Below are 26,553 nucleotides of genomic sequence, written 5' to 3'. Positions count from 1 at the left end.
GTTTTTTGATGCTGAAATGATCATGCCACAGTGTGGTTTATAAAACTGTCATCCTTCTCGTAATTCATGGCTTACATAACAGGAATTTTGTAAGAGAACACTTACAAACCGGTTGCCATTTGTAACCTTGCCCCGGTCCGGATTGGATAGATTGAAGGGGATTGGAAAATCAACACAGGCGGCGGACTCTCCGCCATGACCATTTTGCGGTGACAGTGCCGCACCATTCTCCAACCAGGAGGGATACATGTTAGGTAACGCATTTGGACAGTTACAAAAAATAGGGCGCTCGCTGATGCTGCCGGTGGCAGTGCTGCCGGTTGCGGGTTTGATGCTGGGTATTGGTAACGCCGGTTTCGCTTTTATTCCGGACGCATTGAGTAAAGTGATGTTGGCCGCGGGTGACGGCGTATTTGGCAATATGCAGCTGATGTTTGCTGTGGGTGTGGCGCTGGGCCTGTCTAAGGGCAATGACGGCGCAGCAGCACTGGCGGGCCTGGTTGGCCTTATCATCATGAATGCGGCACTGGGTATCGTCACAGGACTGCGCGGGCTGGAAACTGACGCCACCATTATGGGTGTGGCAACGCTTCAGACCGGGGTATTTGGCGGTATCATTATGGGTGCAGTGGCAGCGCTGATGTATAACCGTTTCTACAATATCCGTCTGCCTGAATATCTGGGATTCTTTGCCGGCAAACGTTTTGTCCCCATTATTACCGGTTTGAGTGCCATTTTGGTTGGTGCCTTTATGGCCTTTATCTGGCCACCGGTCGGACAGGCGCTGGACGTGTTCTCCCACTGGGCAGCGTATCAGAACCCTGTGATGGCCTGGGCGGTTTACGGCGCGGGGGAGCGTTCGCTTCTGCCGGTCGGCCTGCACCATATCTGGAATGCACCATTCTTCTTTGAGGTAGGCAGCTACATTCATCCGGATACAGGTAAAGAGATCACCGGTGAACTGAGTCGTTTTTTCGCCGGGGACAAGACAGCGGGTTATTTGTCCGGTGGCTTTATGTACTCTATGTGGGCTTTGCCTGCAGCGGCGCTGGCTATTTATCACTGCGCATCGCCAGAGCGCAAAAAAGTTGTCGGCGGTCTGATGGCTTCAGCAGCCCTGACTTCATGGCTGACCGGCATCACCGAACCGATTGAGTTTACGTTCCTGTTTGTGGCACCGATCCTGTACGTGATCCATATTTTCCTGACCGGTATTGCTTTCGCACTGACCGCGTTCCTGGACATCAAACACAGTACGGACTTTGCCCACGGCGCAATCCAGTTCTTCCTCTACTATCCAATGTCGACTAACGCCTGGTTGTTCTTCATCATCGGTCCACTGTGGGCAACGCTTTACTACGTGCTGTTCCGGACCCTGATCGTGAAAATGGATCTGAAAACTCCGGGACGTGAGAGTGACCCTGTGAAGGTGGAACTGGCAGGCAAGCTTGATGATGTGGCCGTGGGTGTGGTGGCAGCCCTTGGTGGCAAGGGCAATATCAAGAGTGTTGATGCCTGTATTACCCGTCTGCGGGTAACGGTAAAAGACATCAGTTACGTAGATATCGAAAGATTAAAACAACTGGGTGCGCACGATGTACTGGTGATTGGAGACAGTCTGCAGGCCATATTTGGTACCCAGTCAGACAACATTAAAACCGAAATTCACGATGTGCTCGCACTCTCCTGAATAAGACTTACCTCCCCCCTGTAGGGTAAGCGCTCCGGCCGGCTCCTGTAATAGTGAGCCGGTTTTTTTGTTCTGAAATCCAGACGAAATGCAACGCAGTGGATCACAAATTTCTGTTAAAAACGCAGTTCGGTTTGCGCAAATTGAGAGCAGGATGTTCAATTACTGACCGCGGAACCGTTTGCGTCAAAAATATGTGATGCACTTCAAATTTTCGCCGCTATACTTCACGCTCGGTTTTAAGCCGAAGCTTAGCCAATACAAGCCGTCACATGGAACAGTGAATGACCCTGCGGACAGGACCAGCTAGATTTATCTGCTTGTAAAGGTGAAAAAATGTTTGTGATCCGATTCCTTTCTTCGAGTTGGAGTGTTGATTCAGCACCCGCGACTTCCCAGTGTTCGACCCGATTTGGTCATGCAATGGAGGGACGCTGGTAATGGGTATCTTATTAAGTCTTTTTGGTATCGTCGTTCTTATTGGTTGTGCATTCGCACTGTCTGAAAACCGTAGCGCGATCAACTGGAAAACCGTCTCCCGTGCTCTGATGCTTCAGGTCGGTTTTGCCGCTTTGGTTCTTTATTTCCCTCTTGGCCAGCAGGCCCTTGCCGCACTGAGTGGTGGCGTTTCCAGCATTCTTGGCTTTGCTGATGAAGGTATCCGATTCCTGTTTGGCGATCTGGCCAGCACCGGATTTATCTTTGCTGTTCGTGTTCTTCCTATCATCATCTTCTTCTCTGCTCTGATCTCTGCCCTTTACTACTTAGGCATCATGCAAAAAGTCATCGAGTTCATCGGTGGTGGCATTCAAAAATTCCTGGGTACCAGTAAAGCCGAATCCCTGGTTGCAACCGGTAACATCTTCCTGTCACAAGGCGAGTCTCCACTTCTTATTCGTCCGTTTCTTGCCAAAATGACCCGTTCTGAACTGTTTGCTGTTATGGCTGGTGGTATGGCATCGGTTGCCGGCAGTGTGCTGGGTGGTTACGCAGGTCTGGGTGTTGAACTGAAATACCTGATTGCAGCGAGCTTTATGGCGGCGCCGGGCAGCCTGATGATGGCGAAACTTATCGTGCCTGAGCAGGATGTTCCGCTGAACCAGAGCAACATTGACCTGGACAAGAGTGACCAGAGCAACGTAATCGACGCGCTGGCAAGCGGTGCGATGAACGGCATGAAAGTCGCTGTAGCGGTAGGTACTATGCTTATCGCATTCGTAAGTGTGATTGCGATGGTGAACACTGGCCTTGAAAGCGCGGCAGAACTGGTTGGCTTACATGGTATTACCCTGCAGTCAATCTTCGGTTACATCTTCTCGCCACTGGCGTGGGTAATCGGTGTACCGGCTGACGAAGTACTGATGGCGGGTTCTTACATCGGCCAGAAAGTGGTAATGAACGAGTTTGTTGCCTTTATCGACTTCATTGAGCACAAAGCCATGCTGTCTGAGCACAGCCAGGTGATCATCACTTTCGCTCTGTGTGGTTTTGCTAACATCGGTTCTATCGCGGTTCAGCTGGGTTCTATCGGTGTGATTGCACCAGAGCGCCGCTCTGAGGTTGCAAACCTGGGTATTCGCGCGGTTATCGCTGGTACACTGGCAAACCTGATGAGTGCCTGTCTGGCTGGCCTGTTTATCATGCTGTAACAGCCTGACCTGAATGTTTGAAAGCCCGCAGTTGCGGGCTTTTTTACACCCAAGCGCCTGGTAAGTTGGCCTAACCGGGCAGAACCGCTTATAGTGGCGGCGTAACTTATTTGAAATAGCGAAACAAAGATGCAAGACGATGAACTGATGACGGGCGATATGCTTGTTGAAACAGTAAAAAACCAGCTGGAAGACGGCAACCCGATCAAAGTAAAAGAGACCCTGATGCGTCTTATGATGACCGGCACATCAAGAGAAGAAGCGATCGAAATGATCGCGTGTGCACTGTCGATTGAGGTTTATGACGTGGCTAAAAATGACGGCAGTTTTGATATTAAGCGTTACAGTGAAAATCTGGATGCGCTGCCGGACATGCCGTGGGATTTTGAGTAATCCGCTGCTGTTCTGTCCGGTACAGTTTACTGAGGGCCTGCGTAATGCAGGCCTTTTTTCTTACGGGTCGTTCTGACCGCTGACCGCTGAGCCTGCAGACTGCAGCTAATTTCTTGAACTTTGTACAGAATCAAAGCACTCAATCCAGTTAACCATTGTGCCACATGATGAATAATGTTATTAAATCACCGAACCGGTGTTAAGACGCCGGTCATGCCCGATTTATATTAATTACCACTAAGGGCTCCCTTTCTTGCTTGCACGTCCACCTGGATACTAAGCCCAGTATTGACAGCGGGTTCGGTTGGTTATACCGGTCGCCATGCTGTTGATTGCGGGTAACGCACAACTATGGAAACTCACTTTATACGATCAGTTCGTATAGGGGAGCTCCTGACTCACAGGTGAATTATGAATTGGTTATCCAATGTCTCTTTCAGGATCAAAATGGCGATTCCCGTCATAGTTATGCTGGTTCTGTTTTCTTCCGTTACCTTATATAACGTATTACTTTTTGCGGAACAGGCGAAGGCGGGCAACACGCTGAACAACCGCGTGGTGCCGGTTCAGGAAAATCTGCAGGATGCGTATCGCGATCTGTATCAAATCATCGCTGCCGGGCAGGGCTTGCTTTTGGCAGATGGCAGTCCGTCTGAAATTGAAAAGCAGAAGTTTGAGTTCGAGGACAACTCCCATGAAACCCTGCTCAGACTTGAAAGCCTCAACGACCTGATCGACGGGGAAACGCTGTCGCTTTCGGCAAAAAGTGAACTGGATACCCTGATAGCAGCAACAGAAAAGTGGATTGCTGGTTACAAAGAAATGTTTGCCCAGCCAGAACTGGCACAGATGCTTTATCAGGACCAGACACAGGTCGCAATGGAAGAGTTTGCGGTGATACGTTCATCACTTAAATCCCTGATGGATCAGGTGGAGAAGGCTCAGGACCAGCTTCGTCTGGAAACGGCCAGCGCGTCAAAACGCTCTGAAATTGCACTTGAAGTGGGCAGTGTTATGGCCATTGTCCTGGGTATCGTGCTGACCTGGTGGTTATCTGGTCTGATTGTTTCGCCGATCCGCCGCCTGAACCAGAGCATGGCGGATATTGCCTCAGGTGATGCGGATCTGACCCGCAGGGTAGAGACCGGTTCAAACGATGAGATTGGTCAGCTGGGTCAAAATTTCAATGCGTTTGTTGAGTCCCTTCAGCTCACCATGCGCGATGTTGTGGATGCGACTCACCAGGTTCGCCAGGAAATGGGCCAGTTTAACCAGACCACCGGAAACGTAGTGACCGGGGTAACGGCTCAACAGCAGGAAAGCGAAATGGTGGCGGCGGCGATTAACGAAATGCGTGCGACCAGTGAAAGCGTGGCCCAGAATGCCCAGGAAGCGGCGGATGCCAGTGATGCTGGTCATAGTGAAGTACAGGCTTCAGCAGAGGTGCTTTCTGATGCCGTTGTTTCAATGGAAGCCCTGGGAGAAGAGCTGAAAGAAGCGGGTGTAGTGATCACCAATCTCGATAATGATGTTGCCAATATCGCTTCGATTCTGGATGTGATCCGCGGTATTGCGGAGCAAACCAACCTGCTGGCACTGAATGCCGCAATCGAAGCGGCCCGTGCCGGTGAACAGGGTCGCGGATTTGCAGTTGTGGCAGATGAAGTACGTGCGCTGGCGGGTAAAACCCAGAGCAGTACCGGCGAGATCCACTCTATGATTGAAAGGCTTCAGCAGGGCGCCCGCGACGCGGTATCCGCCATGCAGGCCAGTGAGGCCCGTGGTGAGCAGACGATAGAGCAGGCCAATCAGGCCACCACTTCACTCAATGAGATCCGCCGTTCTATCGGAATCATCAACGAGATGAACTCGCAAATCGCCACCGCGGCCTTTGAGCAGACTACGGTAAGTGAAGAGGTAAACAGCAGCGTTCAGCGCATCGCAGAAAGCAGTCAGCAGATGGTGCATGTGGTAAGAAGTGCCGATGACTCTTCTAAAAACCTCGCCGGTCAGTGTGAGCGTCTGGACAGCCTGGTTGGGCGGTTTAAGGTCTGATGCACTGAACATCCGGGCCGGCAATTGTTGCTGGCCCGTTTTTTTCATTGTGAGTCAGCTTCCCGCGAAAGATACGCAAACAGCGTGTAGTTTGTTATATCCGCTTTCGCACAAGCGTTTTCCAGAATCTTTGTCACACATTAATGAGAGACGGTAATTTGGTGGATATTATCTAAAATAAGGTCTAAAATTAGCACTGATTTTAGTGCTTAATTGGTGGAAGTATGAGACGGGTATTAGCTGACTGTTCAGCAAGTATTTCAGAGTTAAAGAAGAATCCTACGGCTTTGTTAAATGAGGCTGATGGTGCGGCTATTGCTATCCTGAATCACAATAAGCCGGCAGCCTACCTCGTTCCTGCGGAAACTTATGAGTTATTGATGGAAACGCTGGATGATTACGAGCTTTCAAAGTTGGTTGAAAGTCGTCGTGGCGATCTTTCTGAGGCAGTGGAAGTCGATATTGATGACTTATAAGCTCAAGTTCCTGCCCGCTGCGTATAAGGAGTGGGGAAAGCTTGCTCCGACTATTCAGAGTCAGTTTAAAAAAAAGCTGAAAGAGCGTCTTGAAAATCCGCATGTCCCCTCGGCCAGGCTCCGTGGCTATGACTCGGTTTACAAGATCAAGTTGCGCACTGCCGGTTACCGCCTTGCCTACGAAGTCATTGACGATGAAATCGTCGTTTACGTGCTTGCTATTGGTAAACGCGATAAAGATGCGGTTTATAAAAAGCTGGCTTCAAGGTTTACCTGACCAGCTTTTCATCCCATTCACTACTCAATCGTAATCACCCGATTACGTCCCGCCTCCTTGGCTCTGTACAGCGCATCATCGGCCCGTGCCAGCATGCGGTTTAGTGCTTCATCCGGGCGGATGGTTGCAACGCCAAAGCTGGAGGTGACCCAGAAGTCGTAGTTCAGCTCAAGTTCCTGAATGGCCTGGCGCAGTTTTTCTGCCAGCGCTGCGGCACCTTCGATTGTGGTATTGGGGCTGACAATCAGGAACTCTTCACCGCCCCAGCGGCCAACGGCGTCTATTTCCCGGGTGAGGTCTTTCAGCAGGGCAGATACCGCTACCAGGGTGTCGTCTCCGGCCTGGTGGCCCCAGTTATCATTGATGCTCTTAAACTTGTCCAGATCGAGCATTACAACGGAGAAAGGCTGGGCATATCGCTCAAAGCGCCTCAGTTCTTTTTGCAGAATTTCATCGAGTTTACGCCGGTTGTAACACTGGGTCAGCGGGTCGGTTTGAGAAAGGTGCTCCAGAGTTTTTCTGTCAGTGATGTCCTGCGCTATCTGGGTGTAGCCCAGCGGTGCGTCATTATCGTCGAAAATGGGCGTAATGATGGAGCGGATCCAGAACGGGTTGCCTGACTTTTTGGTGTCTTTGATTTCTCCCTTCCAGGTATCACCCGCCAGGATAGTGTCCCATAACTCGCGGTGCAGTTCCGACGTGGTTTCCGGATGCTGCATTATATTGTGGTTTTTTCCTATCAAGTCCTGTTTGTCATACCCGGTAACTTCCACCATTTTGCGGCTGACTTTGGTGATGGTGCCACTGGTGTCAGTTTCACTGATCATCACATGCCTGTCGAGCAGGGTGTTGGAACGATCCAGGGCACCCAGTGCGCGGGTCAGTGCTTCCTGAAGGCGGGCGGGGAAGAGAGCCACCAGCCAGGAAAGCGGGAATGAGATCACCAGTACAATTGCAGCAATAACGAGCGCTGTCGTCTGATTATCCCTGGCAAGGGACTCAAGCAGTGCGGTCCGCGGTACAACCGCGAGCTCTAAGCCCTCTGAGTTGGTGATGACGTCCTCAAGTGGACGGGTAAAGTAAGTGTTATCCAGACTGTTTATGTAGGCTCTTGCCGCATCTGCGTTTTCGTCGAGATAGCGTGACCACGCAAGCTCAGGATCGGGATGGTGAAGGATCTCTTTATCCTTATCCTGAATAAAAATGGTGAAATCAGATGAGGCCGAAAACTGGTGCAGTATAGCGGAAACATCAACGTTGATAATGATCAGCCCCCGGAGCCTGCCATGATGATAAACAGGAGTTGCAGCGCGAATGGTCGGCACGATAGGTTTTACAATTTCTCCGTTTTCAATATTAAGGTCCAGTCTGGAGTACCAGAACTCGTTTTCTGGCACCGCAATGGCTTCGGTAAAATAGTACCGGTCAGACTTATCCTGCAGGTCGTCCGGAGCCACAATTTGGGCTTTGTCTGTACTGATCCGGTTGACGCGCAGCTTTTCCTGTCCAAAGGTGTCCAGAAACCGGACCTGCAGATACTCTGGCTCGGACATAAGCAGGGCACTAAACATCTGGAGGAGGTTACTTTGGTTATCCGGTGTATCCTTATCAAGGTAGTTATGGGTAAATGGACTGATGGCAAGGGCATATAAACTGGCATCCAGTGACTCGCGTGTAATGCGCACAACCTGGAGTTTGTTTTCGACGGTTTCCTTGAACTCGTTATGAAGGATCGAGTCGATGTTGCTGCGCTGGAACTGATAGTTAACTGCCGATGTCAGCAACGCGACGGCCATGCCGAAGACGATAAAGTATGCCGCGAAGACATAGTAGACCTTACGTTTTCGTAAGTGACGGAAGAAGACTGATTTACTCCGTGAAAACATGTGTGTACTCAAATATTTGTCATTAATAATAAGAATAAACCACAATCTTTGTGCTGGGAATGAGCTGGTGGTATTTTGTGGTGAAGTTAAAAAACAAATGGATGGAGCAGAGCTGCGGGTGATGCTCTGACGGCTAAACAGGAGCAGCCATGATCATTACATCCAGACTAATGCTGTCCCCGGCGGGGCAGGGCGATACCGGATTGTTTCTGGAGTTGTTCCGCTGTGCTGATACAACCCGTTATCTTCCCGGAGGTAAGCCCTACAGTGAGGATTACATCCGTCATTATGTCAGCCAGAAGCAGGAGCACTGGGTACGCGGTTTTGGCACCTTTGTGATAAGCGACGCGGATAATCCGGACGTCAAAATGGGGTATGCCGGGATTGAGGAAGCGGGCAACAGTGGTCTCTATGATGTCCGTTACGCGTTGCTCAGGCAGTTCCATGGAAAAGGCTATGCGTATGAAGCAACTAAAGCTGTGCTCGATTTTACGTTCAGTTTGGGTATATGTGATGAAGTGTTTGGCGTAGCAGTTAAGGACAATCAGCCCTCACTGGCACTGCTGAGCCGGCTGGGAATGCGGGAGCGCAGTGACGTGCAACTGTATCCCGATGACCAGCTTATTACCATGTCCGTAACTAAGGGTGGTTGCTGATGACGGGCCCGGAATTTCAGTTAGAGCGTTGGGTGAAGGAAGATGCGCTTCGCATGCAGGCATTGCAGGTGGTGAGCACGCTTGGTTTGCCTCAGTGCTGGCTGGCCGCGGGTTTTGTGCGTAACCTGGTCTGGGATCGTCTGCATCACAAACAGGCAGCGACACCGCTCAATGATATCGATGTGATTTACTTTGAACCGGCCGAAGAAGACGCTGACGCCTGCTGCGGCTATGAAGCAAAACTGCACGCTCTTATGCCCGGAGTGAACTGGCAGGTAAGAAATCAGGCCCGGATGCATCTTCGAAATGGGGATGCGGCCTATCAGAGCAGTCTGAATGCGATGAGGCACTGGCCGGAAAAGGAGACGGCTACCGCAGTAAGAATGAATGAGCAGGGAGAGCTGGAGTTTCTAAGCGGGTTTGGATTTGAATCCCTGTTTGCGCTTAAAGTCAGCCATAATCCGGCGCGGGATGTTGAGGTGTTCCGGCAGAGAATCGGGTCGAAAGGCTGGCTCTGTACATGGCCAAGACTGGAGCTGTCTGCCGGTACAGAGAAAGGGGCGTAAATTACACCCCTTTTGCTTTCGTTGTGTTCAGCGAATTACTTGCTGACAATCTGTCTGGCTGCGGTATCCAGCGCGTCTTTGGTCGATTGTTTGCCAAGGATAGCGTTTTCAATAGCCGCACCTTCAGCAAACCAGTAAGCGGTCATTTGCGGGATGTTTGGCATGATTTCGCCGTGCTCTGCGTTGATCATGGTGGCGCGGATACGCTCGTCGCTTTCGATGATCTTCTGGAACGATTTCAGTGTTACCGCGCCAAGTGGCTTGTCATCGTTCATGATTTTCAGCGACTCATCGGTCATCATGTAGTTTTCGATAAACTCTACCGCCAGGTCGCCGTTTGGACTGGCTGAGTTGATGCCTGCACTCAGTACGCCAACAAATGGGTTGCCGGTGCCACCATTCAGGGTAGGCAGGACAGCAACGCCGTAGTTTACGCCCATTTTATCCAGGTTACCCCATGACCACGGACCATTGATGGTCATTGCTACGCGGCCTTTGGCGAACTCAGATTCAGATACCGAGTAGTCCATGCTTGGATTAACCACGCCTTTGTTGACCAGTTGTACCAGGAACTCCAGGCCTTTCACACCAGCTTCGTTGTTTACACCGGTTTTTTTAGCGTTAAAGCCGCCTTCGACTTTTTCAAATGCGTACGCACCACCTGAAGAGATCATAGGCCAGGTGAAGTAGGCGTTTTTCACATCCCACATGATGGCTTTCTTGCCTTTGGTCTGCATGTCATCGTGGATGGCGTACAGCTCTTCCCAGGTTTTTGGTGGGGTTGGCAGCAGGTCTTTGTTGTAAATCAGCGATGGTGATTCGATGGCAATTGGGTAGCCCATGATTTTGCCGTTCACGGTGACCGCATCCCAGCTGAAATCAACCAGCTTTTGTTTGAATTCAGCAGCAGGTTTTACTTCTTTCAGCAGGCCGGCTTCAGCGTAGCCACCAAAGCGGTCGTGCGCCCAGATTACAATATCAGGACCAGCGCCGGTCGCTGCCGCTTTTTCAAAGCGGGACTCCAGAGACTCAGGGTGCTGAACGCGAACTTTGATGCCGGTGTCCTCTTCGAACTGACGGCCAATCTCGGCCAGTCCTTCATAGCTTTTGTCGCCGTTAATCCATACTGTCAGTTCGCCTTCCTGCAGAGCGTATACCGGTGCTGCCGCAAGCGCAGACAGGGTGCAGATGGACAGGGTTTTTATCATAGTTTTCATCAGCGGGATTCCTTTAGTTTCAGGGTCTGTAGAGTGACCATGGAATAAAGAATAACGGTGATTAACGGACCGGAAAAATAGAATTTACGTGCGGTGATATAGGAAAAAACTATTTCATGACGGGTATTTGCCACTTTGGTCATACAAAGCAGGGAAGAAGCCTGAAAACCGGATTTTGAAGATGTGAACAGCGCACGATGCAACGCCGAAGGAAAAAGAAACCGCCCGTAAAGGGCGGTTTGGATGCTGTTTGAAAGCCGTTACTGTGTCAGCGCCAGTGCGGCCAACGGGAGCAGTGACAGCGACAGGTGGCCTGCTCCGTCTTTTACCGTGAGCGTGAACACTTCTTCGCTTCCAAGCTGATCTTTAATCGCATAGTCACCATCACTGAGCTGCCAGCGGGCAATGGTCTCAGCAGGGATTGTGATATCCGCGGTGATGTGGTCGTTGTCGCTCAGGTTGGCGGCAGCGAGGACAAACTGGCCGTTTTGATCGTGGCGGCCAAACAGGTAAGCGTGTGAACCCAGGGCATATTCGTTTGGCTGCCACAGCTCATCATAGTCACCATTTATTGCCGGATGGCTCAGGGCAAAGTTGAGCAACTGCTGGTAGAAGGATCGCAGGTTTTTTTCTGCTTCAGTCAGTTGCCCGCCATCAAATTCGCCATGATTCATCCAGCGCTGATGGTGAGGAACGCCCACATAATCAAAGATCGAAGTGCGGCCTGGCTGACCAAAACCCCCGGTTTCAGAACCGGGCTCGCCCACTTCCTGGCCAAAGTAGATCATGGCCGGGGCGCGGCTGGACAGGGCGCTTATCAGCATTGCCGGGCGGCCAAACTCTGCATTTCCGGCGAATTCCGGCGCGGCGAGGCGGTGCTCATCATGGTTGTCGAGAAAACGCAGCATGTTCTGCTCAATATCACTCAGTTCGCGCTGGTGGCGGCTGATGTCACGGCAATGGCCACGTTTCTGGATGATGGCTTTGATGGTGTCGTACAAATCTACCTTGTCGTACAGGTAGTCCATCTTGCCAAGCCGGATGTAATCACGATAGAGGTGAGGCTGGTACACTTCGGCCATCAGGAAAGCGTCGGGGTTGTGGTGTTTGATTGAGCTGTTCATAAAGCTCCAGAACTCCACCGGCACCATCTCGGCCATGTCATAGCGGAAACCGTCTACCCCTTTGTCGAGCCAGAACAGGGCAATGTCACGGAACTTGTACCAGGAGTCCGGCAGGGCACGGTCTTTCCAGAACAGGTAGTGCGATTCTGCGTTTAGTTCACGGTATTCGTCCGGCAGATCCGGGAAGTCTTTGCTGCCGTCCGGTCTGACCCCGTAGTTGATCTTGACCGTTTCATACCAGTCATCAAAACCGGGTTTGGCATCTCTTGAGCCATTGCCGGTCCATTTTGCGGGATTCTCTTCAAACGGCGGGCAGTGAGCCATGGTGGCGCTGGTGCCAAGCGGCTGGAATTCTGCTGGAATGTCCGGCGTCTCAAAAGCCTGGCCGGGAATGTAGTAGAAGTTGTTGTTTTTCCGGTAGGCGACTGATGGATCATCAAATTCCCCAAAGTCGCTGACGCCCTCAGGGTTGTTTTTTCCTTCATATACCCGGGCTACATGGTTGGGTACGATATCGATGATGACTTTCATGCCCTGAGCGTGAGTGCGCTTGATCAGAGCTTCAAATTCAGCCATGCGGTTAGCCGGGTCAAGCGCGAGATCCGGGTTGACCGAGTAGTAATCTTTCACCGCATAGGGAGAACCGGCGCGGCCTTTGACGACTGCCGGGTGGTCATCACTGATCTCATAATCGCGGTAATCTCCAATCAGGGCGTGGTGAAGAACACCGGTGTACCAGATATGGCTGATCCCAAGTGCCCGGATCTCCTGCAGTGCTTTGTCAGTAAAATCAGCAAATTTGCCCACACCATTTTGCTCAATGGTGCCCCACGGGATGTTATTACTGTTGGTGTTGCCAAACAGACGGGTAAAGACTTGATAAACGGTATGTTTTTTCATAGTGGTTTTCTTGTTATTGTGGATACAGGATTTAAGTCTGTATTCAGGCTAACTCAACAATGAAAGGGAAAAATCCTCCTTTAGCATAGACCTGGGGGGCGTAGATGGAGAAGGAAATGGAAGTCAGGAGCTTTGAAACAAAGGATACAGAAGCGGTGGTGACATTGTGGAAGTGCTGCGAATTAGTCAAACCGTGGAATGACCCTCATAAAGATATTGCGACCAAAATGGCTCATGATGGTGATCTGTTTTTAGTGGCGGAAGACAAAGGCGTTGTGGTCGGTTGTGTGATGGGTGGCTATGAAGGTCATCGTGGCTGGGCGAATTATCTGGCTGTAGAACCTCAGTATCAGGGCACCGGTCTTGGTAAGTTGCTGATGGCGGAGCTGGAAGCCAGGCTGAAGCAGACAGGCTGTCCTAAGATCAATCTTCAGGTCCGCGCGTCCAATCAGAAAGTTATCGAGTTCTATCAGAGGCTTGGGTTTCAGATTGATCACTCGGTGAGCCTGGGTAAGAGGCTGGATGGGGTGGAATATCAGGCGTGAGTTTTACAAAGCATGAGATGCCACAGAGAATGTGAATTGATTCATATTGCGGTCTATTAATATTTGTGAAATCAATGTCTTTGCTTGTAAATTAATGACCGGATGAATACAGGAAAGGGTAAAGATATGACCAGGTATTGTGACAAGTGTAAGACCGAAACTGACCACCGTGAAACCCTTGAAAGAAAACCCTCAAGCTACGACACAAATAAGTCGTTGTGGGGCCGCTTCATGCTTATTGTGCATGAGTTTATTAATGGCGGGCATTACTACAATATGAACCGTTTTCTGACCTGTAAAACCTGCGGTAACAAGGTATTAGAGAACATGGGGAACGAGCACGAGTAAGGCTTTTTTCTCATAAGCAGATACGAAAAAGCCAGCGTTTATTCGCTGGCTTTTTGCTATTCGTCGGCCTTTCAGGCTTTGGCGGCTGCCATATCTGCGGCTTTCTTCTCGCTGTGCATCTTCATAAGGAAGTAGACGTTCACACACGCAATGAAACCGTTGGTCACTACCACTGGCATCGCGTCGATCATCAGACCGTATGCGGTGAACAGTGCACAACCGATGAAGTTAAGAACACGCAGCCATACGATGTCTTTCATCATCAGTGAGATTGCAACCATGATTGATGATGCGTAGCCCAGAATTTCAACCATATTAAATTCCATAGTTTTGACCCTCTTGTTAACTTTGTGACGCCAATTCTTCTCGTCTTGAGATGAACACCAGGCCAGGTACAACTGTTACAACGTAGTCGGTTCCGTGACTACAAACAAAAATCGGACTGGTATAAGGGGGAGCTCCTTGCCCCGAATGGTCTTTCTGGACGCAACTATAGCAACGGCAAACTATCGATGAAATACTCACTTTCAGGGAAAGTGAAGGTTAGCGATTACGCAAACGTTTAATGTGGTATTGCGGCCAGGTCGTATTCGAATTGTGTTGAAAGAAAACAACAAAAAACCCGCCGTGTGGCGGGCTTGTCATTCAGGCAGGGGAGAATTACTTTTTACCCTGGCTTGCTTTGTCCGCTTCGGTCAGTTCACGGATCTTGCGGCTGATGTCGCGGCGCGCTTTTGAAATCTCAGCACTCTTGATGATGTGGTCATCTACGCGGTCTTCGTAGTCGGCTTTCATGTTTTTCACGATAGCCACGATCTCATCGTGAGTCATTTCTGGTTTGATGTAATCAACCAGGTTGTCCAGCAGGTCTACACGTTTTGAGTTATCGCGGATTTTCTTCTCGTTGTCCTGCAGTTCGCGTTTTAGTTTGTTTTTACGGCGAGCCAGGTTAACGATTTCAAATACGTTGTTCATCAGATTCCCTTTTCTAACTTTATTAAGCAACTGACCTGATTAAAACACAATGTGTACCGGCTTAACAGAAGTTAGATCAATCCGTTCTCGCTGATGGTGCTTTTTTCAACACCTGATCGCGTGATGCATAGCAATGTTTTTGATCTGGCATTATTATCAGCCCTAAAGATGACAAGTAAGTGAAGTCAATCGCGTGCAAGAGAGCAGTAAGCCGCAGCCGGCAGAAAGCGGGCTGAAGATAAAATTGAGCCGGGCGTATAAAGATGGCCGGCGATTGCAGGAACTGACGGATATTGAGCTGAACCGCAGCAAAATCGTCATGCTGGACCAGGACGGAAAACAGGTAAAACTGGATCTGTTCAGACCCAACTGACCCTTTCTGTCAGTTACTGCACCAGAGAACATAATCAAAAATAATAAGGATAGCGCCATGAGCATAGAGCTGAATCAGACCGAAGCACGGGTGATCGGTTGCCTGATTGAGAAAGAAGTCACCACCCCGGATTACTACCCACTGACACTGAACAGCCTCACCGCAGCCTGTAATCAAAAAAGTAACCGCGATCCTGTGATGGCGCTTTCTGAGGCAGAAGTAAAACAGGCGATCAACTCCCTGACAGAGCGCCACCTGGTGACGGATGAAAGCGGCTTTAACAGCCGCGCTGCGAAGTATCGCCACCGCTTCTGCAATACGGCATTTGGTTCGCTGAAGTTTACCGATCAGGAGCGCGGCGTGGTGTGCTGCCTGCTGCTTCGCGGCGCCCAGACTCCGGGTGAGCTGCGCAGCCGGACTAACCGTTTGTGTTCATTTACCGATGTGAAGGAAGTGGAAGCCGTGCTGCAGGGACTGGCAGAGCGCGAAGGAGGCCCGCTGGTTGTTAAACTGCCACGTGAAGCCGGTAAGCGTGAAGCCCGCTATCAGCACCTGTTCTGTGGCGAAGTGGATATCGAAGCCCTGGCCGCGGAAGCCGCTCAGCCGGGCGAGTCTGGTTGTGTGGCTGAACTTGAGCAGGAAAACAGCGAACTGAAGCTGGAAAACGCCAAACTGAAGGCAGAAGTCGAAGCTCTGAGAGCGAGACTGGGTGAGTAACCCAAATATGCAGGAGTGGTCCGTTTATCTGGTTCGGACTGCTTCCGGTACGCTTTATTGCGGCGTCAGTAATGACGTCGCAAAACGTTTTGCCGCCCACCAGAAAGGCACCGGTGCCAAATATCTCAAAGGTAAAGGGCCGCTTGAATTGGTTTGGCAGCAGCCAGTAGAAGGCAAAAGCGAAGCGCTGAAGCTCGAATATCAAATCAAGAAATTTCCCAAATCCAAAAAAGAAAAGCTTGTCCTGGGGGCGCTGGAGCTTGCCTGACAGAGTCTTTTTTTTAACAAGACTAAGCGCCGGATTTCCTTCCCCTGTGAGTCCTTATTTGTTCCTGCTGTATATTTGACTACCTGTAGTTTTATGAGTCGCCTCATGAAATCAGGTCAGGAGTGGGCTGGATACAGAGCCCCAAATGTAGTATCAGTAAACAGTGTTAGCAGTATACAGAAAGGAGAGAAGACATGGAGTTAGTTGCCCCTTCACTGGAGTTTGAATCAGAGTTTGCCAGTTATTATGAGGATTTTTTGCACAACGATGCTGAGAACGCTGAGTACTATCAGCAGGGTGTACTGGACTTTGCCGGCTACGTGCAGAGCCTGACCGATGAAGCCAATGGCATCAACCTGCGCGATGGCTATGTGCCCTGCAATCACTTCTGGCTTGTTGACGCAGATAAGACGATTCTTGGCGTTATTCGTGTTCGTCATAATATCGGCAATGCCTTTCTGGCACTGGAGGCCGGGCATATTGGTTACGATATTGCGCCGTCATTTCGCAGACGTGGTTATGGAAAACAGATATTGAAACTGGCGCTTCCCAAAGCAAAGGCGCTGGGTATTGAGCAGGCGCTGATCACTGCTGATGATGATAACTACGCATCAAGAAAAGTGATTGAAGCCAACGGAGGAAAGCTGCAGAACATAGTTATGGGCGTGGTGTTTAAAAGGTTACTGGCAAGGTACCTGGTCTGCTGTAACTAGTTCAGATACGTTTATTCAGTCAAAAGGCCGGACGGAACCCATGGGTACTGTCCGGCTTTTTTGATTTTGTGGTCGCATCCGGTATTGCGGGTAATTATGAGTATTGTGATACAGCAACACATTTGCTAGGTGATTAATTGCATTTGATCAATAAATATATCCTGTCTGAGTGCTACATTTGCAGCGCATAATTTTAAAGGAGTTGTTTATGCAAGATGCAAATGCCAGATTTCCATTCATTTCCAGAATCTTAATCCTCAGGCAGTTTCTGTGGGGTGCCGCTTTCTACGGCACCTATGTGTTGCTGACCAAATACTTCCTCGATGAACTCAACTACAGCGAAGCCGATACCATCATGATGATGGGTGCGTTTGGTGCGGTTGGACCGGTTTTCTCAGCGGTAGGCGGTTATGTCGCAGACAAGTTTATCGGCTCGTTCCGGGCGGTATATATTGGTTACACCGTTTATACGATAGGCTTCTTCCTGTTGGGTACGGGGGCATCTACCCTTAACGTGCCGCTGAGTATTTTTGCCATCGCCCTGATTGGCTATGCCCGTGGCCTTTCTGCCACCAGCCCGACGGTGCTGCTGGGTAACTCGTACGCGGCGGATAACCGTGATTCGTTCCAGCAGGGCCTGACGGTGAACTACTCAATCAACAACCTGGGGTCGTTCTCGTCCAAATACCTGTTCCCGTTCATGGTGGCCTTTATGGCGTACCAGGGGAACTTCTATATCGCTTCCGGCATCATATCGATCACCCTGGTTCTGTTTGTTTTGTTCCGCAAACAATTGGTTGAAGTGGGTAATGAGATAGATAAACGCCCGGTCAGCCTGAAGACCTGGATTGCGTTTGTGATTGGCTCTGCAGCTATGCTGGGTCTGGTGTTCTGGGTATTCTCAAACCTTGATCAGGGCAAATATCTGCTGTACGCCCTGGGCACCTGTGCCATCGGTTACTTTGTTTTTGAGATCACCCGTGCTACCCGTGCGTACAAATACAAGATGTGCGCCGTGCTGGTGATGATCTTTATTATGATCGTGTTCTATTTTTACTATGGTCAGATGCTGACCTCAATGAACATCTACGCGATCAATCTGATGGGAGACCACCTGTTTGGTCTTATCCCGATCCGTCCGGAATCGAATGCTGCGTTTAACCCATTATGGTGCTTTGTGCTGGGCGGGCCGGTGATTTTCATTTACGGCTGGCTGGAGCGTAAAGGCTTCTCACCATCAATTCCAACCAAGTTTGCAGCAGCATTTGTGTTCAGTGCTGTAGCGTTTGCACTGCTGGGCCTGTCGACTCACTTTGTGGGACCGGACGGTAAGATTGCTGCGCAGTGGATCCTGTGGGTGCACTTCTTCCAGTCTCTGGCTGAGCTGATAGTCGGCGCGCTGGGTGCGGGCTTTATCTTTGAGATGGTGCCGCGTTATCTGTCCGCTTTCTCTATTGGTCTGCGCTCTGTTGCGTTGTCATTGAGTGGCATTCTGGCGGCGGTGATTTCGACCAAAATCGCCCTGCCAAAAGATCAGGTGCTGACACCGGAAATCATTGAAAACGTCTATGCCAGTTACTTCTTTAATCTGTCGATTCTGGCGGTAGTGATGGCAGGGGTTACCCTGATGTTGTCGCGCGTGATCTCCGGATGGGTTAAAAAAGGGGAAGAACTGCAGCAGCAGGAAGAGGCTGCCCACAGTCAGTAATCTCCATTCACTCATTTGATTATAAAGGCGGCTGATAATAGTCGCCTTTATATTAGCTTTTACTGCATGTGATATTAATTCCATCAAGTATGAATCGTGTTCAGCAATTATAAAATTAACTGAGATGGTAACGGTTTGATATTTTGTAGTGTGAACCGGTATCACAATTATTTTTTAGCGTACGCCGTCTTTATCTGAGACCATTTCCTTACGGTCAAATCAATATTAGTCAATTCAAAAAACCGTAAAGGAATAAATATGAACAAAACACATATCAGTGCTTTGATCTCCGCTTTGCTGATCGGCGGAGTTCCCGCATACGCTAGTTCTTACGACGCAGCTTCGGCTGTCGTTCAGTCTCAGTCTGTATCTGCAACCGTGACCATTGAAAGCCCGGGGGCGTGGTACAACTCGGCTAAGATCAGAATTACCAATATATCCGGCCAGGAACTGGACCTGGAGCAAATGGAAGTGCATGTCTCAGTACCGTCTTTTGCTGATGTTCAGAACCCGTGGGGTGACTGGCGCTGGGCGTTTAGCCTGGAAAAAACCGGTTCTTCTGATGGTCGGACAAATTATATTATTCGCCAGACAAACCCTTCTGTAAAACTGTCAGCAGGCGGTGTTGCAGATATTAGTTTTGGTGTTGGTTCTGATGGAACGACGATCACATCAGATGATGTGAAGGCCGATAAGATTATTATTAAAAACGACCCGGCCCTTACAGGAAAAATAAAAGTAAGTGCGCCAGCGACCCCTCATTCCAGCCTGAATACAGCACTGTTTCTTATTGAAGGTAAGCAGTATAAAGAAACCCGTGAAGTCGCCTGGGGTCAGGAACTGACGGTTAATAACTTGCAGGATGGGACCTATAAGGTGACTCCACTGGAAGTTCGCAGCGGGGAAGGCTACGCGAAAGGCGGAGCCTCTGCAGAAGTGGTGGTGGAATCCGGTCAGGCTGCGCCAGCTGTCTCACTGGATTACCAGGCGTTTGTTTACTTTGCCACGATAGATCTGAGCCTGCCTTCCATTCCGGGTATGACAGAGCCGGTGTACAGTGAAGTTACGGTATCGCCGGCAGGCAGTGCAGCTGTTCTTCGCCAGCTCAAAGCTGCGTTTGGTCAGAAGGTTGAAATCAACGAGCTGGATGACGGCGAGCGTTACGACCTGCGTTACTCGGATGCCGTGATCAACAATCAGCGTCATCAGCTGGCACCGGGGCTGGATATTCTTGTCAGCCATCAGCAGGCTCAGGACGTTTCACCAGCGTTGACCTCACAGGTGGTCGATGACAGCCAGTTTACCCGGGTTAAGCCTCAAATCACCGGTCTGCCGGATTCAGTCAGCAGCGTGAAGCTGAAACTCGAAGGCAGTGGTGCAAGCTATGTGTTTACACTGGCGACGGATGCGGCTGAACTGCCTTACCGTGTTGAGCCGGGCCAGTATCAGCTGAGTGCCGATTCTGTTGCCATCAGTGGCGAAAACTATGTACTGGATGTGGACGGACCGGTAACAATCGGTTCCTCGTCTCCTCAGATTCTGGCACTGCCGTTTAAAAATGGTGTGAAGCTGGCTGTTAAGGGCTTCCCGGACTTTGTTGCTAACGGTACGGTGACTAACGACAGTGAAGGGGTAACCAATCAGATTGGTCAGACGAAAGTTGATGCAATCTTTAAATACGCTGGTTTCAGTGGTTCGGGTGACCCGGGTGTTATCCTGGAAAAAGATAACCTTCCTCTGCACCGCACTATGAATAACGCGAAGATCGCTTCAGAAGCGTCGGGTAAACACGTACAGCCAGTGATGGTGGTTTACACTGCTAATGCCAGTGGTGGCGCGACATTTGATGATCTGACCAATAACGAACTGCTGTATAAGCACTATGCGACCTTTATTACACAGGCATGGGCGGCGCAGGAATACGCGAAAGGCGACGGTCACTCACCGATGTCGTTTGTGATGAACCCGGACTTTTTGGGTGAGCTGCAGAAAAACCAAAACCATGTGGATAATCTGAACCAGGCTGGTTCGGTAAAAGTTAATGAGCAGTTGGCTAATGCTCTGAGTTACATGAAGACCACATATGGCTTTGAGCCGTCAGGTACAGTGCCAACGTTTGATGACACACTCAATGGCTACATTCAGTCTCTGAACTACATCATGAAAGCGTACGCGCCGGATGTGAGCTTTGGCTGGCAGATTAACCTGTGGGCGGTAGGCTCGGCGAACTGGGTACATACCACTGAAGATCAGTCTGCGGAGATGGGTAATCTGGTAGGGCAGTTTGTTAACACACTGGGTGTGTATGACAGTCAGTACAAACCGGATTACATCGTATTCGATAAGTACGAACGGGATGGTTTTGGCTCTGAAGCGATTCAAAACTATGCCTATAATGCCACCAGCTGGCAGCGCTATCTGGATTACGTCAAAGTGATCAGTGATGCGGTAGATTCGCCGGCGATGATCTGGCAGATCCCGGGCGGTCATATGCCGACGCAGCAGGAAGGCAACTCGATGATTGAGAGTAATCATGAGGCATCGGGTGGCAGCTTCTTTATGGGTGACAGCCGGATCGGTACGGACGTAGACAGTATTCGTACCGGTTTGCTGGATAAGAACCTTGGTTCTTCGGCGTATAACGGCTCGGTTACTGTTCGCGATCTGCTGGTCAAAGATAACGGTTATGACTGGTCTTACCGCCGTATGCAGGATCTGCCGGCTCATAACGTGTTTGCACTTCTGTGGGGCGGTGGTTCGACTACATCAGTGGTGTCGATTGGCTCTAACGGCTCAGACAGTGGCTGGCTGAACAATAAAGTCACCGACTATGCGAACAACCCAACCTGTCTGTATGGCGCTGACTGTGATGGTTCTATCTGGGGCGGAAATGGTAATGACCCTGATCCGGATCCAAACAAACCGCCGGTGATCACCCTAGACCCGCTGTTCAATGCAGACAGCGGTGCCCAGGTGACCATTACTGCTTCCGCAGTGGATCCTGAAGGTGCCAGCGTTAGCTACCGCTGGGAAGTTCCGCCTGCGGTGAGTGTGGTTTCCGGCAGTGACAGCGACACCCTGGTGGTAACCGCGCCAGTGGTTCCGGTTGATACCAGTTATACCCTGAGCCTGACTGCTTCAGATGGCAGCAAATCTTCAGTCGCCAAAACCACGCTGAAGGTGAAAGGCAAGTCTGGCGGAGAAGGCCAGTGCGTCAACATTGCACATTACGTTGATGGCGAGCAATACCAGCCAGGCCAGGAAGTCCAGTATCAGGGCAACCACTACCAGGCAGAGCGCTGGACAGACGTCGGCAAAGCCCCGGATGAGCCTTATGCGGGCTGGAAGTTGCTGGGTAGTTGTCAGTGATTTTCGGTCCTGGGGGTAAGGTCCTGGGAAAAGAAGGGGAGCGCAGGCAGATGCCTGCGCTTTTTTTGTGTGGTGGAGAAGGGGTATTTAGGTTAACAAGGCTATACAGTACGCCTTCCAGGATGATGAATAATTTAACTCTTTGCTGATAAAGAAAAAACCGTCATCTCGTCACGCTCCCCGGAACCAGTCGCGAACTCGAAGGCAGGCGTGAACCGGGATTTGGTGGGTTGAACTGTAATGCTGAATGGTTTCGCAGTTCTCGTTACGAGGTCCCGGATAATTCTGGTTTGGCAGTGTGCCTCACTGCAACTTCAGCGGGCAGAATTTCCGGGATGACAGGCTGTTTAACCATTTGTTTAAAAATAAAATTTGTCATCCCGGTCACGCTCCCCGGAACCAGTCGCGAAATCGCAGGCAGGCGTGAACCGGGATCTGGTGGGTTGAACTGTAATGCTGAATGGTTTTGCAGTTCTCGTTACGAGGTCCCGGATAATTCTGGTTTGGCAGTGTGCCTCACTGCAACTTCAGCTGGCAGAATTTCCGGGATGACAGGCTGTTTAACCATTTGTTTAAAAATAAAATTTGTCATCCCGGTCACGCTCCACGGAACCAGTCGCGAAATCGCAGGCAGGCGTGAACCGGAATCTGGTGGGTTGAACTGTAATGCTGAATGGTTTTGCAGTTCTCGTTACGAGGTCCCGGATAATTCTGGTTTGGCAGTGTACCTCACTGCAACTTCAGTTGGCAGAATTTCCGGGATGAAAGGCTGTTTAACCATTTGTTTAAAATAAATTTTGTCATCCCGGGCGCGTTCCACGAAACTGCTCACGCCCGCAAAAGGCAGGCGCGACCCGGGACCCCGTGAAGCGATCTGTAAAGTTGAACTGAACGCCAAACATAATACTCTGCGAGCACCGAGCACCGAGCACCGAGCACCGAGCACCCCGAACCCTTTTCCCCCCTTTTATATCTTTTTAGTTGTGTATCAATAGCTCCAGCCGTACTATAGCCTCCTCTGAATAGATTGGTCCCCCGTAATGGCTCTGCGTTTCCTGCTAAAAAGCTTAATAGTGCTGCTCATGGTATTGAGTCAGCAGGCTTTTGCTGCCGGTGATTCAGGTACCACGCCATCTGCGCCGGGCCATAATCAGAACTCTCATCAACAGGACAGCCTGAAAGGCATTGTCCGTTATCATTCCGTAAGCGCGGAAATCGAATCCCGGCTTGATACAGACCCGGACTTTGACCTCGTTCATGACTTTACCCTGCCGGTAAAAGGTCATGTTCAGGCATACCCTCTGCCAAAAGCGCAGTTCTGTTTTCAGCCGACTGTCAGCAGCCGTTTTCGGGTGGCTGGCTGGAAAGAATCCAACGCACTCTACGTGCATCTCAATGCTCACGTCTGAGCACACTCTCACATATCTGAACAACCAAATTTATTGTAGATAGCTCTGGCTGCTGCCTTTTCCCGGCTGCGGTACAGAACCCTGATCCTGATTGATTTTCACATCGGGAGGAGAGTGTATGAAACGAATGAACCACTACTCAAAGTGGAAGTACCTGGTGTTGATTGTCACCATCGTACTTCTGACTCTGAACGCGATCCCAACCTGGTACGGTGACAAACCGGCTATCCAGGTGAAATACCATGAAGTGACCCCAACAGCTGAGCAGCTGTCGATTACTCTGAAAGGCAATGGCATCGATGCTGAGCGCATTACCATCAGCGATAACAATGCAGTTGTTGTACTGGAAGATGAAAATGACCAGACCCAGGCCCGCAAGCTGCTCGCTGAAGGTCTGAACGACAAAGACAGCATCACTTTCTCCTATGTTTCAGTTGCCCCTCAGTGGATGCAAAACATGGGCTTTGAGCCGATCAAGCTTGGTCTTGACCTGCGTGGCGGGGTTCAGTTCCTGCTGAACGTGGATATCGACAAAGCCTACGGCGAAAAACGTGACAACTCAGTCTCTGAAATCCAGCAGTTTGTCCGTGATGAACGCCTGAGAGGTGTGCGTGTCGTGCCAGTGGGCGTTCGTGGTATTGAGATCCGCGCTAATGATGATCACAAGCGTGCGCAGGTCGCGGGTTATGTGAAGAAAACTTTCCCGGGCTGGCAGCTGACTCATTCAGGTAACAAGCTTGAAGTGAAACCGGGTGAAGAGGAAGTGCGTCAGTTCACCACACTGACCCTGCAGCAAAACCTGAAGATCATGCGTGACCGTATTGAAGAGCTTGGTATCACTGAAGCGCTGGTACAGCGTCAGGGTGAACACGCGATTCGTGTTGAACTGCCAGGTGTTCAGGACCCGGCTCAGGCCAAGCGCGTGATTGGCGCAACGGCAAGCCTGGCTTTCCATGAAGCGAGAAGCCCGTCTGATGCGCACGGCTATCAGGACTGGACTGTGAACGATCAGAGTGGCCGTCCGATTACGCTGGCGAAAAAACCGGTTCTGACCGGCGAGCATATTGTTGATGCGCGTGCCAGCCGTGACGAAATGGGCCGCGGTCAGGTGAACATTTCGCTCGACCACGCCGGTGGCAAGATGATGAGTGACTTTTCGGCAACTCATATCGGCAAACCAATGGCGACCGTATACCGGGAGTACAAGCCAAAAGCTGACGGTACAACCGAGCGTCTGGATAAGGTGATAAGTGTCGCCACCATTCAGTCACAACTGGGTACGCAGTTCCGTATTACCGGTTCGGGCACAGTTGAAGAGTCTGAGCAACTGGCGCTGCTGCTGCGTGCTGGTTCCCTGACGGCGCCGGTCACCATTGTTGAAGAACGTACTATCGGTGCATCTCTGGGTGCAGAGAACATTGCCAATGGTTTCTCAGCACTGGCGCTGGGTCTGGGCTTAACCCTGACGTTTATGGCGCTCTGGTATCGTCGTCTGGGCTGGGTAGCGAACGTAGCACTTGTCAGCAATATGCTTTGCCTGCTGGGCCTGATTGCCCTGGTGCCGGGCGCAGTTCTGACGCTGCCGGGTATTGCTGGTCTGGTTCTGACCGTGGGCATGGCGGTAGATACCAACGTACTGATTTTTGAGCGGATCAAAGACAAGATGGCCGAAGGGCGCAGTTTTGCCCAGGCGATCGACAAGGGCTTTGACAGTGCCATCAGCACCATCATGGATGCCAACATTACCACCCTTATTACCGCTGTCGTTCTGTACGGCATGGGTAATGGCCCAATCCAGGGATTTGCCCTGACGCTGGGTCTGGGTCTTTTAACCAGTATGTTTACCGGAATTTTTGCCTCCCGCGCCATTATTAACCTGGTGTGGGGCCGTGACAGTCGCCGTGGAGTACGAGTCTGATGAATATTCGCAAAGCACGTTATATCACCAGTGTGGTGTCCGTCGCCCTGATGGTGTTTTCAATGGTAATGGTTGCCGTCAATGGCATTAACTGGGGGCTGGATTTTACCGGTGGTGTGGTCACTGAAGTTCAGCTTGACCCGGGCCTGACCAACAACCAGCTGACAGAAAACCTGAGCCATGATGAAGCGCTGAAAGTCATGGTGACCAAGGGCGGCGAAGATGGCCGCTGGATCATCCGCAGTACCGATACCATTCCCGAGCTGGATGCGCAGCTTGAAAAAGTGTCCACCAGTGTCAGTGTGGTAAGTAAAAGCATTGTTGGCTCTCAGGTTGGCGAAGATATGGTAGACCAGGGTGGTCTGGCGATCTTTATCTGTATGCTGTGTATTCTGGGTTACCTGAGCTTCCGATTTGAGTGGCGCCTGGCTTGCGGTTCTCTGCTGGCACTTATCCATGACGTTGTGCTGGTACTGGGCTTTTTCGCTGCGACCGGGATGGAGTTTAACCTGACGGTGTTTGCCGCGATTCTGGCGATTCTCGGTTACTCACTCAATGATTCCATTATTATTGCAGACCGTATTCGCGAACTGCTGCTGGCTAAACCAAATGACCCGACCGAGCTGACCAACGATAACGCAGTAAAAGCGACGTTCTCGCGTACCATGGTAACCTCTGGTACCACGCTGATCACGGTATCGGCACTGTGGCTGCTTGGTGGTGATGCACTGGCCGGTTTTGCCACCGCGATGTTTATCGGCATCCTGTCCGGAACCTGGTCATCGATTTCAATTGGTACCGTGTTGCCGGAATGGCTGAAGCTTGAGCCACGCCACTATCAACCAGTGGAAATTGACAGCGCCCCCTGATTTCGGCCAGTAATTGGCAATTATATAAACAGCTGTAGTATGCTCTGAGCGTAAATAAATGGATAAATTTCTATTGGTGGACCTTATGCATAAAGTAAGAGCCTTACTGCCCGGAGCATGCCTGCTGTTTGGATTAATTATGAGCGCAAGTGCTGTTGCGGAATCCTCTGACAGCCCGGCCAAAAAAGTATTCCCAAACACAGACACCACAACCTTTAAGCCCGGTACCAGGGAAGTGGCTCTGTTGAGCGATCAGTATGGCACTATGGATACCAATGTCCCGTGTCCCTGCGTTTTTGATAAGGGACGCTATTTCCATCAGCAGGAGATCAACCTGCTTGGTTATATCTGGGGTTGCCGGGTATACGATGAAGAGGGTGTCTGTTTCGATATAGAGCGCAGGCCGAAAGACGAAGAGTAAAAAAATGCCACCGGGGGGGGACCCCGGTGGC

25 protein-coding genes are annotated in these 26,553 nt (G+C 50.6%); 20 read left to right on the top strand and 5 right to left on the bottom strand.

Annotation, left to right across the window (positions count from 1 at the left end):
* Positions 1-247 precede the first annotated feature (247 nt).
* From ptsG to ACVB80_RS17200, 6 genes are all read left to right on the top strand, one after another.
* Positions 248-1,690 carry a glucose-specific PTS transporter subunit IIBC gene (gene ptsG / locus ACVB80_RS17225; RefSeq protein ID WP_481082525.1) on the top strand — a complete coding sequence of 481 codons (1,443 nt, stop codon included), beginning with the start codon at positions 248-250 and terminating at the stop codon, positions 1,688-1,690.
* 440 nt (positions 1,691-2,130) lie between these two features.
* Positions 2,131-3,339 (top strand): NupC/NupG family nucleoside CNT transporter, encoded by a 1,209-nt coding sequence (locus ACVB80_RS17220; protein WP_481082524.1) that lies wholly within the window; start codon positions 2,131-2,133, stop codon positions 3,337-3,339.
* 129 nt (positions 3,340-3,468) lie between these two features.
* Positions 3,469-3,732, top strand: a complete 264-nt coding sequence (locus tag ACVB80_RS17215) for a hypothetical protein (RefSeq protein ID WP_481082523.1) — start codon at positions 3,469-3,471, stop codon at positions 3,730-3,732.
* 411 nt (positions 3,733-4,143) lie between these two features.
* Positions 4,144-5,787 (top strand): methyl-accepting chemotaxis protein, encoded by a 1,644-nt coding sequence (locus tag ACVB80_RS17210; protein WP_481082522.1) that lies wholly within the window; start codon positions 4,144-4,146, stop codon positions 5,785-5,787.
* Between the two features lie 224 nt (positions 5,788-6,011).
* Positions 6,012-6,263 carry a type II toxin-antitoxin system Phd/YefM family antitoxin gene (locus ACVB80_RS17205; protein WP_481082521.1) on the top strand — a complete coding sequence of 84 codons (252 nt, stop codon included), beginning with the start codon at positions 6,012-6,014 and terminating at the stop codon, positions 6,261-6,263.
* Positions 6,253-6,540: a type II toxin-antitoxin system RelE family toxin gene (locus tag ACVB80_RS17200; RefSeq protein ID WP_481082520.1), complete on the top strand. Its 288-nt coding sequence runs from the start codon at positions 6,253-6,255 to the stop codon at positions 6,538-6,540. The genes ACVB80_RS17205 and ACVB80_RS17200 overlap by 11 nt, the downstream gene beginning before the upstream one ends.
* A 20-nt stretch (positions 6,541-6,560) precedes the next feature.
* On the opposite strand, the gene ACVB80_RS17195 is transcribed toward ACVB80_RS17200, so the two are convergent.
* The gene (locus tag ACVB80_RS17195) at positions 6,561-8,426 is read right to left on the bottom strand and encodes a sensor domain-containing diguanylate cyclase (RefSeq protein WP_481082519.1); all 1,866 of its coding nucleotides are present in this window, start codon (positions 8,424-8,426) and stop codon (positions 6,561-6,563) included.
* A 149-nt stretch (positions 8,427-8,575) separates the two neighbouring features.
* Between ACVB80_RS17195 and ACVB80_RS17190 the strand changes: the two genes are divergently transcribed.
* Positions 8,576-9,082 (top strand): GNAT family N-acetyltransferase, encoded by a 507-nt coding sequence (locus ACVB80_RS17190; protein WP_481082518.1) that lies wholly within the window; start codon positions 8,576-8,578, stop codon positions 9,080-9,082.
* Positions 9,082-9,648, top strand: a complete 567-nt coding sequence (locus ACVB80_RS17185) for a nucleotidyltransferase family protein (protein WP_481082517.1) — start codon at positions 9,082-9,084, stop codon at positions 9,646-9,648. The genes ACVB80_RS17190 and ACVB80_RS17185 overlap by 1 nt, the downstream gene beginning before the upstream one ends.
* Positions 9,649-9,683: 35 nt before the next feature.
* Here ACVB80_RS17185 and malE read toward each other — a convergent pair whose 3' ends face one another.
* Together malE and ACVB80_RS17175 are read right to left on the bottom strand one after the other, a co-directional pair.
* Complete coding sequence (gene malE, locus ACVB80_RS17180) at positions 9,684-10,865, bottom strand: maltose/maltodextrin ABC transporter substrate-binding protein MalE (RefSeq protein WP_481082516.1); 1,182 nt, start codon at positions 10,863-10,865, stop codon at positions 9,684-9,686.
* Between the two features lie 260 nt (positions 10,866-11,125).
* Complete coding sequence (locus ACVB80_RS17175; protein WP_481082515.1) at positions 11,126-12,889, bottom strand: alpha-amylase family protein; 1,764 nt, start codon at positions 12,887-12,889, stop codon at positions 11,126-11,128.
* A 116-nt stretch (positions 12,890-13,005) separates the two neighbouring features.
* Here ACVB80_RS17175 and ACVB80_RS17170 point away from each other — a divergent pair, with 116 nt between their 5' ends.
* Together ACVB80_RS17170 and ACVB80_RS17165 are read left to right on the top strand one after the other, a co-directional pair.
* Positions 13,006-13,434, top strand: coding sequence for a GNAT family acetyltransferase (locus ACVB80_RS17170; RefSeq protein WP_481082514.1), 429 nt, complete (start codon positions 13,006-13,008; stop codon positions 13,432-13,434).
* A 126-nt stretch (positions 13,435-13,560) separates the two neighbouring features.
* Positions 13,561-13,782: a hypothetical protein gene (locus ACVB80_RS17165; RefSeq protein WP_481082513.1), complete on the top strand. Its 222-nt coding sequence runs from the start codon at positions 13,561-13,563 to the stop codon at positions 13,780-13,782.
* Between the two features lie 71 nt (positions 13,783-13,853).
* Here the strand turns inward: ACVB80_RS17165 and ACVB80_RS17160 are convergent, their stop codons facing one another.
* Both ACVB80_RS17160 and ACVB80_RS17155 read right to left on the bottom strand, forming a co-directional pair.
* Positions 13,854-14,108, bottom strand: a complete 255-nt coding sequence (locus tag ACVB80_RS17160; RefSeq protein WP_481082512.1) for a hypothetical protein — start codon at positions 14,106-14,108, stop codon at positions 13,854-13,856.
* A gap of 334 nt (positions 14,109-14,442) precedes the next feature.
* Positions 14,443-14,757: a DUF496 family protein gene (locus tag ACVB80_RS17155; RefSeq protein ID WP_481082511.1), complete on the bottom strand. Its 315-nt coding sequence runs from the start codon at positions 14,755-14,757 to the stop codon at positions 14,443-14,445.
* Positions 14,758-14,950: 193 nt separating this feature from the next.
* Between ACVB80_RS17155 and ACVB80_RS17150 the strand changes: the two genes are divergently transcribed.
* The 10 genes from ACVB80_RS17150 (at position 14,951) to ACVB80_RS17105 (ending at position 26,522) form a co-directional block, all read left to right on the top strand.
* The gene (locus ACVB80_RS17150; RefSeq protein WP_481082510.1) at positions 14,951-15,130 is read left to right on the top strand and encodes a hypothetical protein; all 180 of its coding nucleotides are present in this window, start codon (positions 14,951-14,953) and stop codon (positions 15,128-15,130) included.
* Positions 15,131-15,187: 57 nt separating this feature from the next.
* Complete coding sequence (locus ACVB80_RS17145; RefSeq protein WP_481082509.1) at positions 15,188-15,847, top strand: YceH family protein; 660 nt, start codon at positions 15,188-15,190, stop codon at positions 15,845-15,847.
* Between the two features lie 7 nt (positions 15,848-15,854).
* Positions 15,855-16,115, top strand: a complete 261-nt coding sequence (locus tag ACVB80_RS17140; RefSeq protein WP_481082508.1) for a GIY-YIG nuclease family protein — start codon at positions 15,855-15,857, stop codon at positions 16,113-16,115.
* Positions 16,116-16,309: 194 nt separating this feature from the next.
* Positions 16,310-16,828: a GNAT family N-acetyltransferase gene (locus tag ACVB80_RS17135; protein WP_481082507.1), complete on the top strand. Its 519-nt coding sequence runs from the start codon at positions 16,310-16,312 to the stop codon at positions 16,826-16,828.
* 208 nt (positions 16,829-17,036) lie between these two features.
* The gene (locus ACVB80_RS17130; protein WP_481082506.1) at positions 17,037-18,536 is read left to right on the top strand and encodes a peptide MFS transporter; all 1,500 of its coding nucleotides are present in this window, start codon (positions 17,037-17,039) and stop codon (positions 18,534-18,536) included.
* Between the two features lie 258 nt (positions 18,537-18,794).
* A complete protein-coding gene (locus ACVB80_RS17125) occupies positions 18,795-21,905 on the top strand; it encodes a hydrogenase expression protein (protein WP_481082505.1) in 3,111 nt (1,036 codons plus the stop codon).
* A gap of 1,082 nt (positions 21,906-22,987) precedes the next feature.
* Entirely contained in the window at positions 22,988-23,314 is a 327-nt protein-coding gene (locus ACVB80_RS17120) for a hypothetical protein (RefSeq protein WP_481082504.1), read from the top strand.
* Between the two features lie 118 nt (positions 23,315-23,432).
* Positions 23,433-25,232, top strand: a complete 1,800-nt coding sequence (secD, locus tag ACVB80_RS17115) for a protein translocase subunit SecD (RefSeq protein ID WP_481082503.1) — start codon at positions 23,433-23,435, stop codon at positions 25,230-25,232.
* Positions 25,232-26,101: a protein translocase subunit SecF gene (gene secF, locus ACVB80_RS17110; RefSeq protein ID WP_481082502.1), complete on the top strand. Its 870-nt coding sequence runs from the start codon at positions 25,232-25,234 to the stop codon at positions 26,099-26,101. Before secD ends, secF begins: the two co-directional genes overlap by 1 nt.
* 139 nt (positions 26,102-26,240) lie before the next feature.
* Positions 26,241-26,522, top strand: a complete 282-nt coding sequence (locus ACVB80_RS17105; RefSeq protein ID WP_481082501.1) for a hypothetical protein — start codon at positions 26,241-26,243, stop codon at positions 26,520-26,522.
* Positions 26,523-26,553: the final 31 nt, after the last annotated feature.

The organism is Vibrio sp. 9-16B-A1, from assembly GCF_056726165.1.
This window is presented reverse-complemented; position numbering and strand designations above follow the sequence as displayed.

What these genes read in the sequence shown, in the direction of transcription:
- ptsG (WP_481082525.1), top strand. Translation starts at nt 248, where the DNA reads ATGTTAGGTAACGCATTTGGACAGTTACAAAAAATAGGGCGCTCGCTG.
- ACVB80_RS17220 (WP_481082524.1), top strand. Translation starts at nt 2,131, where the DNA reads ATGGGTATCTTATTAAGTCTTTTTGGTATCGTCGTTCTTATTGGTTGT.
- ACVB80_RS17215 (WP_481082523.1), top strand. Translation starts at nt 3,469, where the DNA reads ATGCAAGACGATGAACTGATGACGGGCGATATGCTTGTTGAAACAGTA.
- ACVB80_RS17210 (WP_481082522.1), top strand. Translation starts at nt 4,144, where the DNA reads ATGAATTGGTTATCCAATGTCTCTTTCAGGATCAAAATGGCGATTCCC.
- ACVB80_RS17205 (WP_481082521.1), top strand. Translation starts at nt 6,012, where the DNA reads ATGAGACGGGTATTAGCTGACTGTTCAGCAAGTATTTCAGAGTTAAAG.
- ACVB80_RS17200 (WP_481082520.1), top strand. Translation starts at nt 6,253, where the DNA reads ATGACTTATAAGCTCAAGTTCCTGCCCGCTGCGTATAAGGAGTGGGGA.
- ACVB80_RS17195 (WP_481082519.1), bottom strand. Translation starts at nt 8,426, where the DNA reads ATGTTTTCACGGAGTAAATCAGTCTTCTTCCGTCACTTACGAAAACGT.
- ACVB80_RS17190 (WP_481082518.1), top strand. Translation starts at nt 8,576, where the DNA reads ATGATCATTACATCCAGACTAATGCTGTCCCCGGCGGGGCAGGGCGAT.
- ACVB80_RS17185 (WP_481082517.1), top strand. Translation starts at nt 9,082, where the DNA reads ATGACGGGCCCGGAATTTCAGTTAGAGCGTTGGGTGAAGGAAGATGCG.
- malE (WP_481082516.1), bottom strand. Translation starts at nt 10,865, where the DNA reads ATGAAAACTATGATAAAAACCCTGTCCATCTGCACCCTGTCTGCGCTT.
- ACVB80_RS17175 (WP_481082515.1), bottom strand. Translation starts at nt 12,889, where the DNA reads ATGAAAAAACATACCGTTTATCAAGTCTTTACCCGTCTGTTTGGCAAC.
- ACVB80_RS17170 (WP_481082514.1), top strand. Translation starts at nt 13,006, where the DNA reads ATGGAAGTCAGGAGCTTTGAAACAAAGGATACAGAAGCGGTGGTGACA.
- ACVB80_RS17165 (WP_481082513.1), top strand. Translation starts at nt 13,561, where the DNA reads ATGACCAGGTATTGTGACAAGTGTAAGACCGAAACTGACCACCGTGAA.
- ACVB80_RS17160 (WP_481082512.1), bottom strand. Translation starts at nt 14,108, where the DNA reads ATGGAATTTAATATGGTTGAAATTCTGGGCTACGCATCATCAATCATG.
- ACVB80_RS17155 (WP_481082511.1), bottom strand. Translation starts at nt 14,757, where the DNA reads ATGAACAACGTATTTGAAATCGTTAACCTGGCTCGCCGTAAAAACAAA.
- ACVB80_RS17145 (WP_481082509.1), top strand. Translation starts at nt 15,188, where the DNA reads ATGAGCATAGAGCTGAATCAGACCGAAGCACGGGTGATCGGTTGCCTG.
- ACVB80_RS17140 (WP_481082508.1), top strand. Translation starts at nt 15,855, where the DNA reads ATGCAGGAGTGGTCCGTTTATCTGGTTCGGACTGCTTCCGGTACGCTT.
- ACVB80_RS17135 (WP_481082507.1), top strand. Translation starts at nt 16,310, where the DNA reads ATGGAGTTAGTTGCCCCTTCACTGGAGTTTGAATCAGAGTTTGCCAGT.
- ACVB80_RS17130 (WP_481082506.1), top strand. Translation starts at nt 17,037, where the DNA reads ATGCAAGATGCAAATGCCAGATTTCCATTCATTTCCAGAATCTTAATC.
- ACVB80_RS17125 (WP_481082505.1), top strand. Translation starts at nt 18,795, where the DNA reads ATGAACAAAACACATATCAGTGCTTTGATCTCCGCTTTGCTGATCGGC.
- ACVB80_RS17120 (WP_481082504.1), top strand. Translation starts at nt 22,988, where the DNA reads ATGGTATTGAGTCAGCAGGCTTTTGCTGCCGGTGATTCAGGTACCACG.
- secD (WP_481082503.1), top strand. Translation starts at nt 23,433, where the DNA reads ATGAAACGAATGAACCACTACTCAAAGTGGAAGTACCTGGTGTTGATT.
- secF (WP_481082502.1), top strand. Translation starts at nt 25,232, where the DNA reads ATGAATATTCGCAAAGCACGTTATATCACCAGTGTGGTGTCCGTCGCC.
- ACVB80_RS17105 (WP_481082501.1), top strand. Translation starts at nt 26,241, where the DNA reads ATGAGCGCAAGTGCTGTTGCGGAATCCTCTGACAGCCCGGCCAAAAAA.